General features: G+C 42.0%; 10 protein-coding genes. 5 read left to right on the top strand and 5 right to left on the bottom strand.

Features of this window, described 5'->3' with window-relative positions; genetic code table 11:
• Positions 1-13 precede the first annotated feature (13 nt).
• Positions 14-925: a ribonuclease HI gene (gene rnhA, locus ACM0OS_RS11435; protein WP_414543303.1), complete on the bottom strand. Its 912-nt coding sequence runs from the start codon at positions 923-925 to the stop codon at positions 14-16.
• A 292-nt stretch (positions 926-1,217) separates the two neighbouring features.
• Between rnhA and ACM0OS_RS11430 the strand changes: the two genes are divergently transcribed.
• The 4 genes from ACM0OS_RS11430 to ACM0OS_RS11415 all read left to right on the top strand — a co-directional run bounded on the left by ACM0OS_RS11430 (position 1,218) and on the right by ACM0OS_RS11415 (position 6,793).
• Positions 1,218-3,059, top strand: a complete 1,842-nt coding sequence (locus tag ACM0OS_RS11430) for a lipoxygenase family protein (protein WP_414543302.1) — start codon at positions 1,218-1,220, stop codon at positions 3,057-3,059.
• Positions 3,060-3,219: 160 nt separating this feature from the next.
• Positions 3,220-4,215: an ABC transporter ATP-binding protein gene (locus tag ACM0OS_RS11425; protein WP_414543343.1), complete on the top strand. Its 996-nt coding sequence runs from the start codon at positions 3,220-3,222 to the stop codon at positions 4,213-4,215.
• Positions 4,216-5,028, top strand: a complete 813-nt coding sequence (locus tag ACM0OS_RS11420) for an ABC transporter permease (protein WP_414543301.1) — start codon at positions 4,216-4,218, stop codon at positions 5,026-5,028. It abuts the gene before it with no gap.
• Between the two features lie 70 nt (positions 5,029-5,098).
• Entirely contained in the window at positions 5,099-6,793 is a 1,695-nt protein-coding gene (locus ACM0OS_RS11415) for a Gldg family protein (protein WP_414543300.1), read from the top strand.
• 139 nt (positions 6,794-6,932) lie between these two features.
• On the opposite strand, the gene ACM0OS_RS11410 is transcribed toward ACM0OS_RS11415, so the two are convergent.
• On the bottom strand, positions 6,933-7,556 hold the full coding sequence (locus ACM0OS_RS11410) for a 4Fe-4S single cluster domain-containing protein (protein WP_414543299.1): 624 nt from the start codon (positions 7,554-7,556) through the stop codon (positions 6,933-6,935).
• A gap of 623 nt (positions 7,557-8,179) precedes the next feature.
• Between ACM0OS_RS11410 and ACM0OS_RS11405 the strand changes: the two genes are divergently transcribed.
• A complete protein-coding gene (locus tag ACM0OS_RS11405) occupies positions 8,180-13,399 on the top strand; it encodes a GAF domain-containing protein (RefSeq protein WP_414543298.1) in 5,220 nt (1,739 codons plus the stop codon).
• A 34-nt stretch (positions 13,400-13,433) separates the two neighbouring features.
• On the opposite strand, the gene ACM0OS_RS11400 is transcribed toward ACM0OS_RS11405, so the two are convergent.
• From ACM0OS_RS11400 to ACM0OS_RS11390, 3 genes are all read right to left on the bottom strand, one after another.
• Positions 13,434-15,056: a CocE/NonD family hydrolase gene (locus ACM0OS_RS11400; RefSeq protein WP_414543342.1), complete on the bottom strand. Its 1,623-nt coding sequence runs from the start codon at positions 15,054-15,056 to the stop codon at positions 13,434-13,436.
• A gap of 53 nt (positions 15,057-15,109) precedes the next feature.
• The gene (gene trpE / locus ACM0OS_RS11395; protein WP_414543297.1) at positions 15,110-16,624 is read right to left on the bottom strand and encodes an anthranilate synthase component I; all 1,515 of its coding nucleotides are present in this window, start codon (positions 16,622-16,624) and stop codon (positions 15,110-15,112) included.
• 236 nt (positions 16,625-16,860) lie between these two features.
• On the bottom strand, positions 16,861-17,280 hold the full coding sequence (locus ACM0OS_RS11390) for a photosystem I reaction center subunit II PsaD (RefSeq protein ID WP_414543296.1): 420 nt from the start codon (positions 17,278-17,280) through the stop codon (positions 16,861-16,863).
• Positions 17,281-17,427: the final 147 nt, after the last annotated feature.

Raw genomic sequence — 17,427 nt, 5'->3', positions numbered from 1 at the left:
TCGCTTGCAGAGATTATGACTCATCATCGGTAGCCAAGCGATCGCCCCGTTCCAATTCCCAGAGAATTTGATTACCTTCGCGTCTTACCCGTGACACAATCCAGTTGCGCCAGCGCCATTGATCTCCTCGACTGGTGACAGCACTGGCGTGAACATCCATCAAGTCTGCCAGTTCAGAACTGGTAATTAAGTAGCCGTTTTCGGAAATTTCTTCAGCTATTCGTAGAGTTTCAACCAAGTTGCGGAGTTGTTCGATTCTTGTTGCAGGCAGTTTTTCTTCATTTGCGGCCGCAGCGTGTGCGGTGTATGGTTCCATAGCGTTTATATCTGATTCAGAAGTACTATTGTTTAGTGTACTTTTGTTAAGAATTGTAGAGTTAGAATCAAAATCAGCTACTTTTGCTACATTGACTTCACTTACTGGAAGTAAAGAATTGTCATAGTCAGTAGAGGATAACTGTTGTAGAGATGGAATTTGTCCGCTAGCAAAAGAGCGAGCAATCACATCACAACGTTCGTTACCTATGTTACCAGAATGTCCCCGCACGTGTTGCCATTTTACAAGTCGGCTATTAAGTTCATCGAGAGTTTCTAACAGGTCTTGGTTTTGTACCGGTTTACCATCTGTTTTTTTCCAGCCTTTCTTTTTCCAACCTTGTATCCACTTGGTGACGCAGTTAATTAGATATTCGCTATCGGTGTAAAGAGTGATGGATTGAGATTGTCCTGATGTTTCCAGGAATTTTAGGGCAGCGATCGCAGCTTGCATCTCCATTTTATTATTGGTGGTATAGCTGGCCGCATCACCCATTTCATGAATTGAGCCATCGTGAAAATACACTACAACACCCCAACCGCCAGGGCCAGGGTTACCAGTGCAAGCGCCATCAGTGTATATGCTTTGAATTGTGCGTTGGTTGGACATAATGCAAATAACTGCATAGATAAGCAGGCAAAAGAATTGAGCGACAAAATATACAAAGTAATATGAAGCAATATATAGGTTAACGCAACAAAAATAAAAATCAATAGCTATCTCAAAAAAGAATCTATAAATGTTGTATTACCAAGTTTCTACAGATTTTTTGGGTAAGATATATTTGATTTTCAGCAATATTTAATTTTAAAGATAAGTGTCGTAAATTACAGAAAAATCGGCGAAAGTCGTATGATTTCTCTTGGCGTAAAGTCTGAATTTAGGTGGAGGAGAATACGTAATGGGTTCACCAAATCAACAGCAACGACACCAAAGATTAATCGAACAATATGTACTGTCGCGCCGGACTATGTTGGCCTTATTAGGTTTTGTTTGTGCGCCTGGCTTAGAAAGCTTGATAGTAGGGGACACTCAACCACCAAGACTAAGACCTCCAGCTAATCCGCAAATTCCCACTTTACCGCAAGATGACCCATTGACAACCCAGCAAGAGCGTCAACAACAGTTACAACAGGTACGTCAAGAATATCAGGTTGCATTGCGATTACCAACTGCTGTACGGGTAGCAAATTTACCTATTCAAGAGTTGTTTTCTGAGGGATATAACACAAACCGTGACATCCAAACAGAGCAAATAGTAGCCAATCAACAAGCATTTTTCCAGAATCCCCAGAGTTTTCTCAGGCTAGACGACTACGCTAGCGTCTTTCCCGTCCTACCTTTACCAGAGATTGCTAAAACCTTTAGGAATGATGCTACGTTTGCCCAACAGCGGCTTTCTGGCCCCAATCCGATGGAACTAACCAATGTTTTAGCACTGAATTATCCTCTGACTCAAAAACTAAGAATTACAGATGAGATTTTTCAAACTGTACTGAGATCCGTACATAAAGGTAGACATGTTAGCGAAACTATTCACAGTGCCACGCAAAAAGGCCGTTTATTCGTTACCGATTACGCCTTACTTGCTAGCGATAACATTACTGCCAAACCAAATCAATATCTTACCGCACCTATAGCGCTTTATTATGGCGATCGCGTCCGGGGAAATTGGCAATTAATCCCCATAGCTATCCAACTCGGACAAATTCCTGGAGTCAGTCTGCTATGTACGCCTCTGGATGGCGTGGACTGGACTTTGGCGAAAATAATTACTCAGATGGCTGACTTTTATGTCCATGAATTGGTACGTCATTTGGGTCAAACTCATCTTGTTTTAGAACCTATCGCTTTAGCAACTGTGCGAGAATTAGCAGCGCGTCATCCTGTCAATGTGCTACTCAAGCCCCACTTTGAATTCACAATGGCCATTAATGACGTTGGTGATCAGGTACTCATCAATCCTGGAGGCTTCGTAGAGATCATTCTCGGAGGTACCCTGGAAAGCTCAAGGAATCTCGCTAATCAGGGTGTTGCTGAAGTTTTCAACAACTTTAGTAATTTTGCTCTGCCCAACAATTTACGCCAGCGTGGTGTAGATGAACGTTCTGGATTGCGAGAGTTTCCTTATCGTGATGACGGGTTGCTGGTTTGGAAAGCTTTAGAAGATTATGTGAGTCAATATATTGGCATTTACTACAGATCCAACCGAGATGTCCGTGAGGATTTTGAACTCCAAAATTGGTTACAAACTCTCAGGAAACCCATTAGTGAGCAAGGCTTTGGTGTAGTTTCCTTACCATCGCAACTCACCACCCGTGACCAATTGATTGATCTACTCACCCAAATCATTTTTACTGCTGGCCCGCAACACTCAGCTATTGCCTGGATTCAATATCAATACATGGCTTTTATTCCGAATATGCCAGGAGCAATTTATCAGCCCATTCCCACTATTAAAGGCATCATTCAAGAACAAAACCTGACAAGTTTCCTCCCTGGTGTGGCTGCAACCTTCGTTCAGGTCAATTTGATGGCCGGAATTGGCACTAAACGCGATCCCAAAGCATTTACAGATTTTGGTAAAAATAGTTTTCAAGACCATCGCGCCATTGCTGTTTTAAGAGGCTTGCAGAATCGTCTCCAAGGTTTGGAAAGACTCATTGAACAACGCAATAAACGTCGGCAAGAATGCTATCCTGGCTTCCTACCTTCCCGCATGGCTAATAGTACCAGTGGATAGGGACTTCCAAATCAAAAAATGTCCTCGCCATAATTATATGATTGTAGTCAGGCTGTAATAACTCTATTATCTCTCAATATTCTGAAGACAATGGGTATGATTCAATCAGTGATCTAAGATGATTGGGTATTGTATATCTGAGCGATCGCCTAATCAAAAGATGATTGAAGTAGAACATCTGAGTAAAACCTACGGTTCTACCCCTGCGATTACTGATGTGACCTTTAGCGTCGAACCAGGGGAAATTTTAGGGTTTTTGGGGCCGAATGGTGCCGGTAAAACTACAACCATGCGGATTTTAGCCGGGTATTTACCAGCGACCAATGGTAAAGCGAGAATAGCTGGCTTTGATGTCAATGATGATTCCCTCGCTGTCCGCCAACGCATTGGCTATTTACCAGAAACACCGCCGTTATATCCAGACATGACGGTGGAGGGGTTTTTACATTTTGTAGCACGAATTAAAGGTATATCCGCAGGCGATCGCGCCAGTAAAGTCACCGCAGCCATCGCCCGTTGCAACTTAGAAGATAAAAGTAAAGTCATTATCCGCAAACTATCTAAAGGATATCGCCAAAGAGTTGGTATTGCTCAAGCGATCGTCCATGACCCACCAGCGATTATTCTAGATGAACCTACAGTAGGACTTGACCCCCGGCAAATTATTGAAGTGCGAAATTTAATTAAAAGCCTTGCCGGTACGCATACCATTATTTTGTCTACCCACATTTTGCCAGAGGTGAGTATGACTTGTAGCCGTGTCGCCATTATCAATCGGGGCAAAGTTGTAGCAACTAATACACCAGAAAATTTGATGACTCAGTTGGCAGGTGGGTCAGGATATGAAATTGAACTTGAGGGCGACACTGGTTTAGCAAAACAAGTCCTGCAAAACGTTGCTGGTGTAAGTTTGGTAGAATCTGTTCCTAGTAATCACCTCCCCAGAGACAACCGTGCTTACTTGCGGGTGATATCGCAACCAGGAATCGAACCGGGAAGGGATATTGCCACAGCCTTAGTACGTTCAGGATTTGGATTACATGAAATGCGGCGTGTCAGCGCTACCCTAGAAGATGTATTTTTACAACTGACTACAGCCGAAAAGAACTTAGAATCCCTTGCAGATACAGAAACGAAAGAAGGAGAAGCAGCATAAATGGGTATAGTACTGAGTAATATTATTGCCATTTATCGCCGAGAATTACAGAGTTATTTTGTCTCACCCTTAGCTTATGCGATCGCCAGCATATTTTGGTTTATCGCCGGGTTATTCTTGGTGACAATTTTGGTGGGGCCAGATGGCATTTTACCAGCCGTGGCCCAATTAGATGCACAAGGGCCACAACTAGGCATACCCATACCACCAATAGATGTGCCTTACGAATTTGTCCGGGCATTTTTGGATCGACTGGGTTGGCTATTATTATTTATCTTGCCAATTCTCTCAATGGGACTTTACGCCGAAGAACGCAAACGTGGGACTTTGGAACTTTTAGCCACATCTCCGGTCACTAACTGGGCAGTAGCCGTGGGTAAATTATTAGGGGTACTTACATTTTTTACCACCTTGATTGTACCCTTGTTTTTATTTCAGGCGATCGCTCTTAGTGCATCAAGTCCACCCATGTCACTAACAATTCCCTTAGTAGGTCATTTGGGATTAATCTTACTAGCAGCAGCAATATTATCCTTGGGAATGTTTATTTCTTCACTGACAGACAGCACCATCTTATCGGCTGTCCTTACCTTCGCCCTGGTTTTATTACTATTATTTGTTGATGTGATTGCCAGAAGTATAGGTGGCCCAGCAGGTGAAGTCTTGGGTCATTTGTCATTATTAAAACATTACAATACCCTAATTCAAGGAATTTTTGATACCAGCGCTGTGATTTTATTTGCTAGTTACATTTTTCTGGGTATCTTTCTCACAGCCCAGTCAATTGATGCCCTGCGCTTTCAGCGTCAATAGAGAATGGGAGTGGGGAGTAGGGAGTAGGGGGAAGAAATTTTCTTATGACTAATGATTAATGACTAATAAGATGAAGATCGTTAAAAAAAACCAACTGGTAAAATATTTATTTTGGCTGGGCCCATTCCTACTTGCTGTAGGTTTAACCTCTGGGCTAATTTCGGGAAGCTGGGGACTAATTCCCTTAGCATTTTTAATTGCAGGAACAGTCGTCATTGGGATTTGGTTCGTTTGGCAAAGTCAGCAAAATAAATGGTGGAATCGTCGTTCTACTCAAGTGGGAACGAATGCCTTGGTGGCGATTGTAGCTGTGTTGGTAATTTTGGGGTTAATTAACTTTTTAAGTACTCGCTATAATCTGCGAAAAGACTTAACTGAAGCCCAGTTATTTACCTTAGCCCCCCAATCCCAAGAATTAGTGCGTACGTTACCACAACCAGTAAAAGTGTGGGTGTTTGACGTGAATAGGAATCCCCAAGACAGGGAATTGCTAGAAAACTATCGGCGACAAAGTGCAAATTTTCAATTTGAGTACGTTGACCCGCAAGCTAGACCAGGACTAGCAAACAAGTTTGGTGTTAAAGATTATGGGGAAGTTCACCTAGAATCTGGAGATAACCGCCAATTAGTGCAAACCGTCAGTGTCAACGAACGTCTATCAGAAATCAGGCTAACTAATCGTCTGCAACAATTGACTAGTGGAACCACAGTTCCAGTGTACTTTCTCCAAGGTCACGGCGAACAAGCGATTACATCTGAGCAAGGGGGAATTTCTCAAGCAGTTCAAAGATTAGGTGATAAAAATTACCCTGCCTCGCCCCTAAATCTAGTAGAAAAAGCGCAAATTCCTGAAGATGCTGCTGTAGTAGTTGTAGCTGGCCCCAAACAAGAATTATTTGACAGTGAGGTCAAAGCTTTGCAAGCTTATCTCAATGGTGGAGGTAACGCACTCTTGATGATTGACCCCAATACCAATACCAATCTCGACAACTTACTACAAGAATGGGGCGTGCGTTTAGATAATCGATTAGCCGTAGATGTCTCTGGTTCAGGTGTGGGACTAGGCCCGGCTGTTCCCATAGTCACAGAGTATGGACAACACCCAATTACTCAAGATTTTGGTAATGGTATATCTTTTTATCGATTGGCAAGACCTATAGAAATTATTCCTGTATCTGGTATTCAGGCTACTCCCCTACTGCAAACCAAACCTTATCCCGATAGTTGGGCTGAAAGCGACTTAGAAAGTGACAGTTTAGAGTTTAATCCTGAAACAGATTTACCAGGGCCTCTAACTTTGGGTGTGGCTTTGACAAGAACAATACCGCAACCACAACCCACAACCGAAGCCGAAGCTACCCCCACTCCCCAAGCTTCACCGCAACCCACAACTGAAGCCGAAGCTACCCCCACTCCTCAAGCTTCACCGCAACCCACAACTGAAGCCGAAGCTACCCCCACTCCCCCAACTGAAGAAAAATCTGAACAACCCGTTATCGAGTCACGGTTGGTGATTATAGGAGATTCAGATTTCGCCACCGATGGACTATTTCAACAACAACTAAATGGAGATGTTTTCCTCAATTCCATTACATGGCTGAGTCAACAAGACCAACAACCCCTTTCAATTCGCCCGAAAGAACCAAATAACCGCCGTATTAACTTGACAATTGCCCAAGCTAATCTTTTAACATTGTCATCTTTGTTGATATTGCCTCTCATGGGCTTAATAGCTGCGGCTATTATTTGGTGGAAACGAAGATAAACCTTGTCTACTTTGAAAACTGTAGTTTGCAGTCAAAATTCTGAGATTGCTTCCTGAAGTTGCAATGACAACAACTCCACTTTTGACGATGGACGAGGTTTGAGCAATTGTTTGAGTGGGAAAAATGCAATCTGCTATATCAACTCAAAGTCAACCCACCTTGATAGCCAGTCACAAGCCGACTACCATCCTTGAAGATGTGGACTTCTATCTGGTCGCTGGCCCAAGTGATTTGGTCAGCTAAGTCGGGGTTAAAGACATTCACCTGTTGATTACTTGAAGATACGGGTGAATTGGGAGAATTAATCGCCAGAGACTCAATATAAGGCCCATCAATCAAAATATCTAGTTGTGCTAATAAGGCTTGGGAATCTGGTGGCGCAGATTTTGACTGTAATTGCTTCAGGGTAAACCCAGTGAAAGACATGATATTTAATCCCGCTGCTTTGAGCTTACTCGCCAGAGATGCTAGTGCAGTGGCTTGCCAAAAAGGTTCTCCACCAGAAAATGTCACGCCTTGATTTCGAGGTTTGCTGAGAATTTTTGCGGCCAGAGTTTCCACAGAAATCAGTTGGTTAGCCTCAAATGACCAAGAATCAGGATTAAAACAACCAGGACATTCACGGGGACAACCTTGTACCCAAATGACAGCACGACAACCAGGGCCATTAACTTCTGACTCATCAACGTAACCCATGATGTTCAGATAACCAGAAGGAATTTCTATGAGTGCTGGTGATGGTTGTGTGGGTTTATTTTCCATCTGTTTCCTTATGTTTAGATAGCAAATTCAAATTAAACTAAATATTCCTGTGGGAATTGCTCAACGCCCACGAAAATATCCGGTCATTCAATTGTCGCTACAGTCTGTTTGACTGGCTGCAATTGATTTGACGAAATAGCATCGAGTTCAACAGCCACAATGTCTGCTCATGTCACAGAGGATGTGGTTAAGATGACATTAACAACCGTGCTATTGTCAGGGCATCCACTGGATTTACCAAAATTTTAAAGCCAAAATATAAGGAACTTGTGAAGATTGCCCTACTAGTCATATAAACCAGAAAAAAGGCGTGATTTTTGGTATCTGATAACGATAATCTTATAAATCAACTTCCCTCAAATAAGGAAATTATCAAAATATAGATAAATATTTAGATGTACGCTATATTTATGTAAAATTGATCAGAAAATAGTGACATTATTTTTTTTAATAAACGATTTATGCCATTTTTATATATAATCTAATCTTAAAATGTTATTTATATTAAACATTTAGTTTTTTTATTAAAAATAAATAATATACTAGCTAGTTAAATAAATGAGCTTATATTTCCACAGATTTAATTAAATCACAAAAAAATAAACTCAAAATTTGAGATAATAATGATTACTCAAAAAATTTTATTACTTGATAATAATTTAAAAGACTTTATTTTTTTATCTAGTACCCTTGTGGGTCAAGGTTATCAAGTCAAAAGAATCATTTCCGAAGAACAGATAATTGAGAAAACATTGGAGATATCTCCAGATTTATTATTAATTGATAGTGTGACTTGTGATAATAATTTATATAAAATTTGTCAATGTTTGAAGTTTGATATCAGAACTCAACAAATTCCTATTATTGTGCTTCTTGGTGCGGATAAATTGCCGGAAAGATTTAAATTATTTCAATTAGGTATTATTGATTATATTATTAAACCTTTGTGTTACGAAGAAATCTTGGTACGGTTACAAGCTCAATTCATTAGTAAAGAAATACCAAAGACAATTAATAGAAGTGACCTGCTTATAAAAATTTATCAAACAATTAATGCACCCCAAAATACACAATCAATTATAGAGACGGCTACCATCCAAATAGGTGAAGCACTGGGTGTTAGTCGAGCCTTTATTCATATATATGAAAAAAACTTACCAAATCCTAAAATTTACACTTTGGGAGAATATTCAGAACCCGATTTAATTCCGATGAGGCATTTTGATTTGCTTGTTCAGGGTAATCTGCACATTGAGCAAATATTATCGCAAGACCAAGCGATTGCGAGCAGCGCAGCGCCAAAGGCGATCGCCTGCAACGATATTGCTGTGGAACCACGCTTAGAAAATTACCGGGATACATATGAGCAATTAGGTATCAAGTCAATATTAGCAGTACGCACTTGTTATCAAGGGCAACCCAATGGGCTGATTTGTTTGCATCAATGCAACACCAAACGGCAGTGGACGCAAGAGGAAATTGAACTCATCGAATCTATCGCCGCCGCCATAGGAATGGCTTTAGCACAAGTAAAACTACCAAACTCAGAAGCACAAGCCTTGGAAACCAATACAATTAAGCTGTGCAACTATAACCTAGTGTTAACGCAACTGGCAAAAAATCCAGTGTTGTATCAAGGCGACTTGCAAGCGGTTTTTCGGCAAATCACAGCCGCAGGTGCCAAAAATATAGGTGTGGAACGAGCGAGTATTTGGCTGTATGACGAAACAGCTACTCAGATTCAATGTTTTACTTTATTTGAAAAAAGTCGCAATCAACACCAGGCCAGTGAAGGATTTTGCTTATTAGCGACAGACTATCCCGCTTATTTTCAAGCTTTACAACAAGAAGAATTGATTGCCGCAGATAATGCCCATACTGATCCGCGAACCACAGAATTTTCTCAGTCTTATTTGACACCATTCAATATTACTTCCATGTTGGATACACCTGTCCGATTGGCTGGAAAAAACATAGGAGTTTTATGTTTAGAGGCGGTGGGAGTTATTCATCAATGGACTTTAGAAGACGAAAACTTTGCTCGTTCCTTAGGTAATTTAATTTCTTTGGCATTAGAAGCACGGGAACACCAACGCGCAGAAGCAGCCCGGCGGGCTTCAGAAAAAAAGTTAGCATCAGCTTTTAGATCATCTCCTGATCCCATTTTTCTCTTAACTTTCCCTGAAACACGCTATATCGAAATTAACGATAGTTTTTCTCAGCTTTTTGGCTATTCTCGTTCACAAGTTATTGGTTATAGCCACAGAGAACTAAATATTTGGATAAGCCCTGAAGAATGTGCTTTTATTAACCAAGTTCTGCAACAAACAAAAGTTATTCGTAACCATGAAATAGACTTCTGTACTGCTCATGGAGAAATCAAAACGGCATTATTCAGTGCAGAAATGATCGAGATTGATGGGCAAGAATACTTACTAGGAACTGCTAAAGATATTACAGAGCGCAAGCAAGCAGAAAATGAAAGTCGATTGCTACTGTTAACATCTCAAGCAATTACTCGCGCCGTTGACGTAGATAGTGCTTTAAAAGTAGTTCTACGTTTAATTTGTCATACTATTGGCTGGGATTTTAGTGAAGCGTGGATACCCAGTGAAGATGGGACGGTGTTAAATCATAGCTTAGTCTGGTATGCAGATGAAGACAGCTTAGGAGAATTTTATCGCCAAAGCCAAACCGTGCAATTTGCCCCCGGTGTCGGACTACCAGGGCGTGTGTGGCAAGCTAGCCAACCAGAATGGATAGAAGATGTTTCTCATGTCATGCAACCGACTTTTTTGCGATCGCCACAAGCTGCAAAGGCTGGATTAAAAGCTGGTTTTGGCGTGCCTATTTTAGCTGGTAGAGAAGTCTTGGCTATTTTAGTATTTTTTAAACGCACTGCCATAGCATTAGATAAGCGTTTACTGTTACTGGTGGGTGCGGTGGCCGCCCAATTAGGGGGATTGATTCAGCGCAAAACCTTAGAAAGAGAATTAGCACTTAGAGAAGCCCACCTCAATGCTTTTTTTAGCAGCGCTCCAGTCTACATGAATATTGTCGATAAGCAATTGCGGTTTGTGCAAATTAACCAATTACTGGCAGATATTAACGGAAAACCTGCACATGACCATATTGGCAAAACTATCGATGAGATATTACCCGAAGTTGCACCCTTGGTGAAACCATTATATAAACAGGTGCTATTGACTGGTCAAGCAATTCTCCATCGAGAAATTAGTACTGCATTACCCCAGCAACCAGATATTGTGCGCCACTTCCTCATGTCCATTTTTCCCATTGTCGATGAAGATGATTGTCCCTCTAGGATGGGTACAGTCATGGTAGAAATTAGTAATCTCAAACAAGCAGAAATAGCCTTACAAGAAGGTAGACAACGCTATCAAACATTAGCAGAAGCTTCTCCTGTGGGCATATACCATGCCGATGCTTCAGGTAATTGTTTTTATTTTAATCGGCGCTGGTGTGAAATTACTGGGTTGTCTTACCCAGATGCGTTGGGACAAGGCTGGGAAAAAGCCTTACATCCAGATGATGTTCAGCGCGTGCATAGCACATGGAATCAAGCAAGAGCAACTAAATCTCTGTATAAATGCGAGCATCGTTTTTTACGTCCTGATGGTGAAGTTGTCTGGGTAATTTGTCAAGCGGTGCCAGAACTCACGTTAAATCAAGAAATTATTGGCTATGTTGGCACAATTACAGATATTACCGACAGAAAACTAGCAGAAGAAGCTTTGCGCGAAAGTGCTGAACGAGAAAAAGCCATTGCCCAAGTAATTCAAAGAATGCGCCAAACCCTTGATTTAGAGACTATATTTACCGCCACAACCCAAGAATTACGACAAGTGCTAGACTGCGATCGCGTGGTTGTTTATCGTTTCCATCCTGATTGGAGTGGTGAGTTTGTTTCAGAATCGGTGAGTAACGGCTGGATTTCACTCATAGAAGCACAAAAAAAGCATCCTCATCTCACAGACTTTGCTTTAGAAAGTGATAGTTGCATTTCCCAAATTTTGGGTATGCAAAGTACTGGCTTGAAAATAAACAAAAGCAGTATTTATAGCCCAGATGCTAGTTTTCGCTGTGTCCCAGACATTTATAAAACCGGATTTGACCCTTGTTACATTAATTTATTGGAGCATTTTCAAGCACAGGCTTATATTATTGTCCCCATTTTTTGCGGTAATCAACTTTGGGGATTATTAGCCAGTTATCAAAATTCTGGCCCGCGTCAGTGGAAAGCTGAAGAAATCAATGTTGTAGTGCAAATTGGTAATCAATTAGGAGTGGCCTTGCAACAGGCACAATTACTGGCACAAACACAAAGCCAGTCACAAGCACTGCAAGCAGCTGTAATAGCTGCGGATGCTGCCAACCGGGCCAAAAGTGAATTTCTCGCCAACATGAGTCATGAACTGCGGACTCCACTAAATGCCATTCTGGGTTTTACCCAAGTCATGAACCATGACACATCTTTATCTAGAGAACAACATCAAAACTTAGCCATCATCAATCGCGCTGGAGAACATCTGCTGAACTTAATCAACGACATCCTCGAAATGTCGAAAATTGAAGCAGGTAAAACCACATTAAATGATGGTTGTTTTGATTTAATACATCTATTAAAAAATCTAGAAGAAATGTTGCGCTTCCGTGCCGTTTCTAAAGGATTAGAACTGATATTTGAATATGCTGCCGATATTCCTCAATATGTGCAAACCGATGAAAGCAAATTGCGTCAAGTCTTACTCAATCTTTTGGGTAATGCGATCAAATTTACCAGTAGTGGGAGTGTGATTTTGCGGGTATGGGGAGATGGGAAAACTCAGTCCCCTGATTCTTCTAGCCAATTTCTCCATTTTGAGGTAATAGATACTGGTGCTGGTATTTCTTCAGAAGAACTTGATATGCTGTTTGCAGCTTTTGGACAAACTGAAACAGGGAGAAAATCACAGCAGGGTACAGGATTGGGTTTGGCAATTAGTCGCAAATATGTCCAACTCATGGGAGGTGATATTAGCGTTAGCACCATTCTGGGGAGAGGTAGCACATTTACTTTTAATATTCAGATTGGTTTAGCTTTATCTGAGGAAATTACCCCCCAAACAATTCACCGCCAAGTAGTTGGTTTAGCCACAGAACAGCCAGAATATCGAATTTTGGTAGTTGATGATGTGATGGAAAGTCGTTTGGTGATTGTTAAACTGCTGACAGCTATAGGTTTTGTGGTGCGAGAAGCCAAAAATGGTGAAGAAGCGATCGCTCAATGGATAGAATGGCAACCACACCTAATTTTCATGGATATGCGAATGCCTGTGATGGATGGTTATGCAGCGACAAAAGTTATTAAAAATAGAAATATTGGGCATGATCAAGAAAATTTGTCTTCTATTGAGACAATTATTATTGCTTTAACTGCTCATGCTTTCGCGGAACAAAAAGAAGCCATTATGAAAGCAGGTTGTGATGATTTACTGAATAAGCCTTTCCGCGAGGAACAAGTACTAGAAAAAATCTGCCAATATCTGGGAGTTAAGTATATTTATCAAGCCGATAGTGATCTACTCTTGGGAGGTAGTCTACAAACACCAGAAAATACGGTAACAAATGACGATTTACTGCCTTTAATATCGCAAATGTCACCTGAATGGGTAGCACAAATATATAATGCTGCGGCTCAATGTAGTGACGATTTAATTGTCCAATTAATGGAGCAAATTCCAGAAGAAAATAGTTTACTCAACCAGTATTTGACAGATTTAGCTCATAACTTCCAGTTTGAAAAGATCATGGAAATTATGAATTTAGTCGATATGAATTAATCTTTGGAAAACCTCTCTCTAAATCTCTTTCCTGCTAAGAGAAAGACTTTGAATTAAAGTCAGAAGCAACGACGGGAAGCAAAACTTGAGATGGAAAAGTATCTCCACACCTAATTGTGATTGTCATGATTTGAGCATTCATTAAATCTTGGCGACTCATAACTGCACTATTACCTGAGTTCATGGCATAGGCTGGAAAACACGCTGCACTCAAACTTAAACGCCAAGCACTTCCTTGAGCAATTCGCGCACAAGTCGCTTGTAGTTGAATTTGTATCGGTAGGTGCGGTGTTCCTTGTTGGCGACGGATATAACCTTGGGTCAAATTGTATACACCCCCATCAGGATAAACTTGTGACAACACTGCACACAAATCATAGCTGGGTTGGTCAGCACTGCTGAATATTTCTACTACTACATTCCCGGCTAAATGCAAATCTTGATCTAGGGGCGCACTAGTATAGGTTAAAACATCCGCACGGGAATCAACAGACGAGCGCTCAAATACACCAGATGGTATTGCTGCATGTCCACCCACAGCCGGAACAGGTCGCCAGGGGTCATGCACCAGCACATCAAATGAATCGGGGATGGGCGCTTGGGTATTAGGGATCAGGGTTCCCGAATCTTCGCGGATGCTAGCCAGTCCGGTAGTTGACAAAAAATAAGATTTCTGGTTATCTATAGGTATATTGGGGAAACTGCGCCAAATATTACTTCCCATTTCAAACAGACAAACAGGTTGTTCTTGTAGTAAGCCTGTATCTACATTTTTAAGAAACTGATCAAACCAGCGAATTTGCATTTGATCTACAGGACTCGTTGCCTTAATACCAAAGTCCATTTCACCAACTTTACGCCCCCAAGGTAAATGCGCCCAAGGGCCAACTAACAAATGTTGGGGTGTGGTACTACGAGCTGTAATATCTTCATATAAATGCAGAGTTCCTCGCAGGTAGGTATCAAACCATCCCCCAATGTGAAACATAGGCAAATCGATATTTTGTAAGTGAACTTTAGGCGAAAGTTCTTGCCAATATGTATCTGCTGGGGAGTGTTGCAGCCAATGATGATAAAAAGATTCTGGAGCGAGTTGCTGAAGAATTTCTGGATTATACAAAGGTAAATTCTCAGCAGCTGCTAATAAAGCTATATAAGCTGTTTGATCTTTTCGTAATCGGGCGGTTTCTGTAGCTAATTGTATTGCCCAAGCCAGGTTAGTTTGTAAACAGAATGCATCTCCTTCATAAGCCCAATCTGCATACAAATCATAGCCAATCATGGCCGGACAAATTGCTGTTAAGGCTGGTGGTTTAGCAGCGGCGGCATAAAGTTGAGTCATTCCCTGATAGGAAAAGCCATACATACCGACTTTGCCATTACTACCTGGAAAATTTGCTACCCAATTAACAGTATCTTCACCGTCGGCGATTTCATGGGCAAATAACCTAAATTCACCTTGGGAAGAACCTCGTCCCCGCACATCTTGAATAACGACAATGTAACCGTGGGCAGCATACCAAGTAGGATGAGCATAAACAACAGTAGAGGCGATCGCTCGTCCATAAGGTTGTCGCATTAACAATATGGGAAATTCACCCTCGGCATCGGGGCGGTAGATATCTGCATCTAAGCGCACTCCATCACGGGTGTACATAGAGACAGTTTCTTTGGCAAGGACGTTAATTTTGCCTCTTTCCCCCATTCCCATCACTGTAAACAACTAATCGCTATTAACAAACCTCTAGCTTTATTCAAAGTCTCTTCGTATTCTTTTTCCGGTTTAGAATCAGCCACTAAACCTGCACCAGCTTGCACCGTAACGGTATTATCATGCAATACCATTGTGCGAATGGCGATCGCACTATTTAATTGTCCTTCAAAATCGTAATAACCATAAACACCAGAATAAACACCCCGGCGACTCGGTTCTAATTCGTGGATAATTTCCATGGCCCGAATTTTGGGTGCGCCGCTAACTGTACCCGCCGGAAAGCAAGCTTTGAGTAAATCCCAGGCGGTTTTATCGGGTGCTAATTTACCCACCACATTACTAACAATGTGCATCACATGGGAATAGCGTTCAATCACCATTAATTCATCGACTTTGACGCTACCGCTTTGACAAACCCGCCCTAAATCGTTACGTCCTAAATCAACCAACATCACATGTTCGGCAGTTTCTTTGGGATCTTGCAATAAATCCTCAGCAAAGGCTGCATCTTCCTTGGTGGTTTTACCTCTAGGACGTGTCCCCGCAATGGGGCGCACTGTGGCGATGATCCCATTATCTGGATCGCGTTCGGCTTTAACCATGACTTCCGGACTAGAACCAATGATTTGCCAATCCTGAAAGTTAAAGAAAGCCATGTAAGGCGAAGGATTTATCTGACGCAGGGAGCGATAAAGGGCAAAGGGATCACCTGTGTATTCTGTGGAGAGTTGCTGGGAAATTACCACTTGGAAGACATCACCAGCTTTGATGTATTCTTTGGCCTTTTCGACACTAGCGCAAAATTCCGGGCGAGTGAAATTACTGGTGTAGTCCTCTACTCCTCCTAAATTTGTGCTACCTGGAGGAGTCCAATCTAAGATAGTTTTTTGTGGTGATAGCGGTAAAGATAATTTACACAACATTTGCGTCACGCGATCGCACGCTTGGTCATAAGCTGCTTGCAAATCTACTTCTGGATCACGTAAATCAGCATAGGCGATCGCCCAAATTTTGCGCTTTACCTGGTCAAAAATCAACAGGTGGTCTACCTGCATCCACAATCCGTCGGGGATATTACGCTCATCTTGTGGATGAATAGGCACACGTGGTTCTATCCAGCGAATTAATTCATAGCCCCAAAAACCAAACAGTCCCCCAATTCCTGGCGGTAGTTGTGGTAAATTCACTGGCTTATAAGGTGCCACACAATCAGCTAAGGCTGTAAAAGGGTCACCTGCAAACACCACTTGCGAACCATCACGATGTGTTTGGGTTGTCAGTTCACCCCTTGCTTCCAAAATCCATAGTGGATCACAACCCAGCAAACTATAACGTCCGAGTTTTTCCCCACCTTCCACTGATTCCAACAAAAAGCTGTAGGGTTGACCCGCGCAAACCTTATACCAAGCAGAAACTGGCGTATCTAGGTCAGCTACCCATTCTTGATACACCGGAACGAAATTGCCTTGTAACGCTAGTTGAGAAAAATCAGAAAAATCAGGGAACATCATTAATTAGGGAATAGGGAATGGGCAATGGGGAGTGGGGATGAGGAGGAGGATCTGGGAATGGGAAGCTGGAGAGGATAGAGGGACACAGAAGTATTTTAATTCTTATGCCCTTGTCCTGTTGTTTCCTACTCCCTACTCCCCTTCGGGTTCGCCAGTCGCTCATGGGGGAAACCCCCAAGACCGCGCTGGTCTCACCTACTCCCTACTCCCTACTCCCTACTCTCACTACCTAAACTCTAAGCATCGTGAGTAGCTTTACCACTGAACTTGAGTTGTGCGGGACTGGGGTTTTCCCCAATGCTGCGTGGTACATAACGGACTTTTTCGCGGCCTGCGTTAACTTTTTCTGGGAAGACACCATCAGCCGGGTGAATGAAAGTGGTTTCTCCAGAGGGTAGAATCCGGTAAATTTTGTAATCTGTGATTTTGAATTTCCGGAGTTGACCGCCCAAAGCGATGCCATACTCTTTACGAGATAGGTATAGCAGGTTTTCGCCTTTCCGCATAGTAGCAGCGCCACCTGTAGGCATTTCAAAAACTTGCTCTTTCGGGCTAGTCCAAGTGATAGCGTACTTTTCTTCTTCTTCTGCTTTTTTCAGCAAGCCACCTGTACTACCACCAAAAAGCGGGGTTTGTCCAGAAAGTTTTTCTGCCATAAAAAAGTAGTCTCTCAACGGTTTTTACGGCATCCTAACACCGCTAACCCCATCATATTGCGATCGCGTTATAGACTGTAACAGTTTTTAGTCATTTTGATCAAAAGAGGCAGGGGGGAGAAGAGGCAGGGGGGCAGGGTGCAGGGG

Source organism: Nostoc sp. CCY0012, assembly GCF_963920855.1.
Classification (GTDB): domain Bacteria; phylum Cyanobacteriota; class Cyanobacteriia; order Cyanobacteriales; family Nostocaceae; genus Cyanocohniella.
Note: the sequence above shows the minus strand (reverse complement) of the source record. Positions and strands in the feature narration are given on the sequence as shown.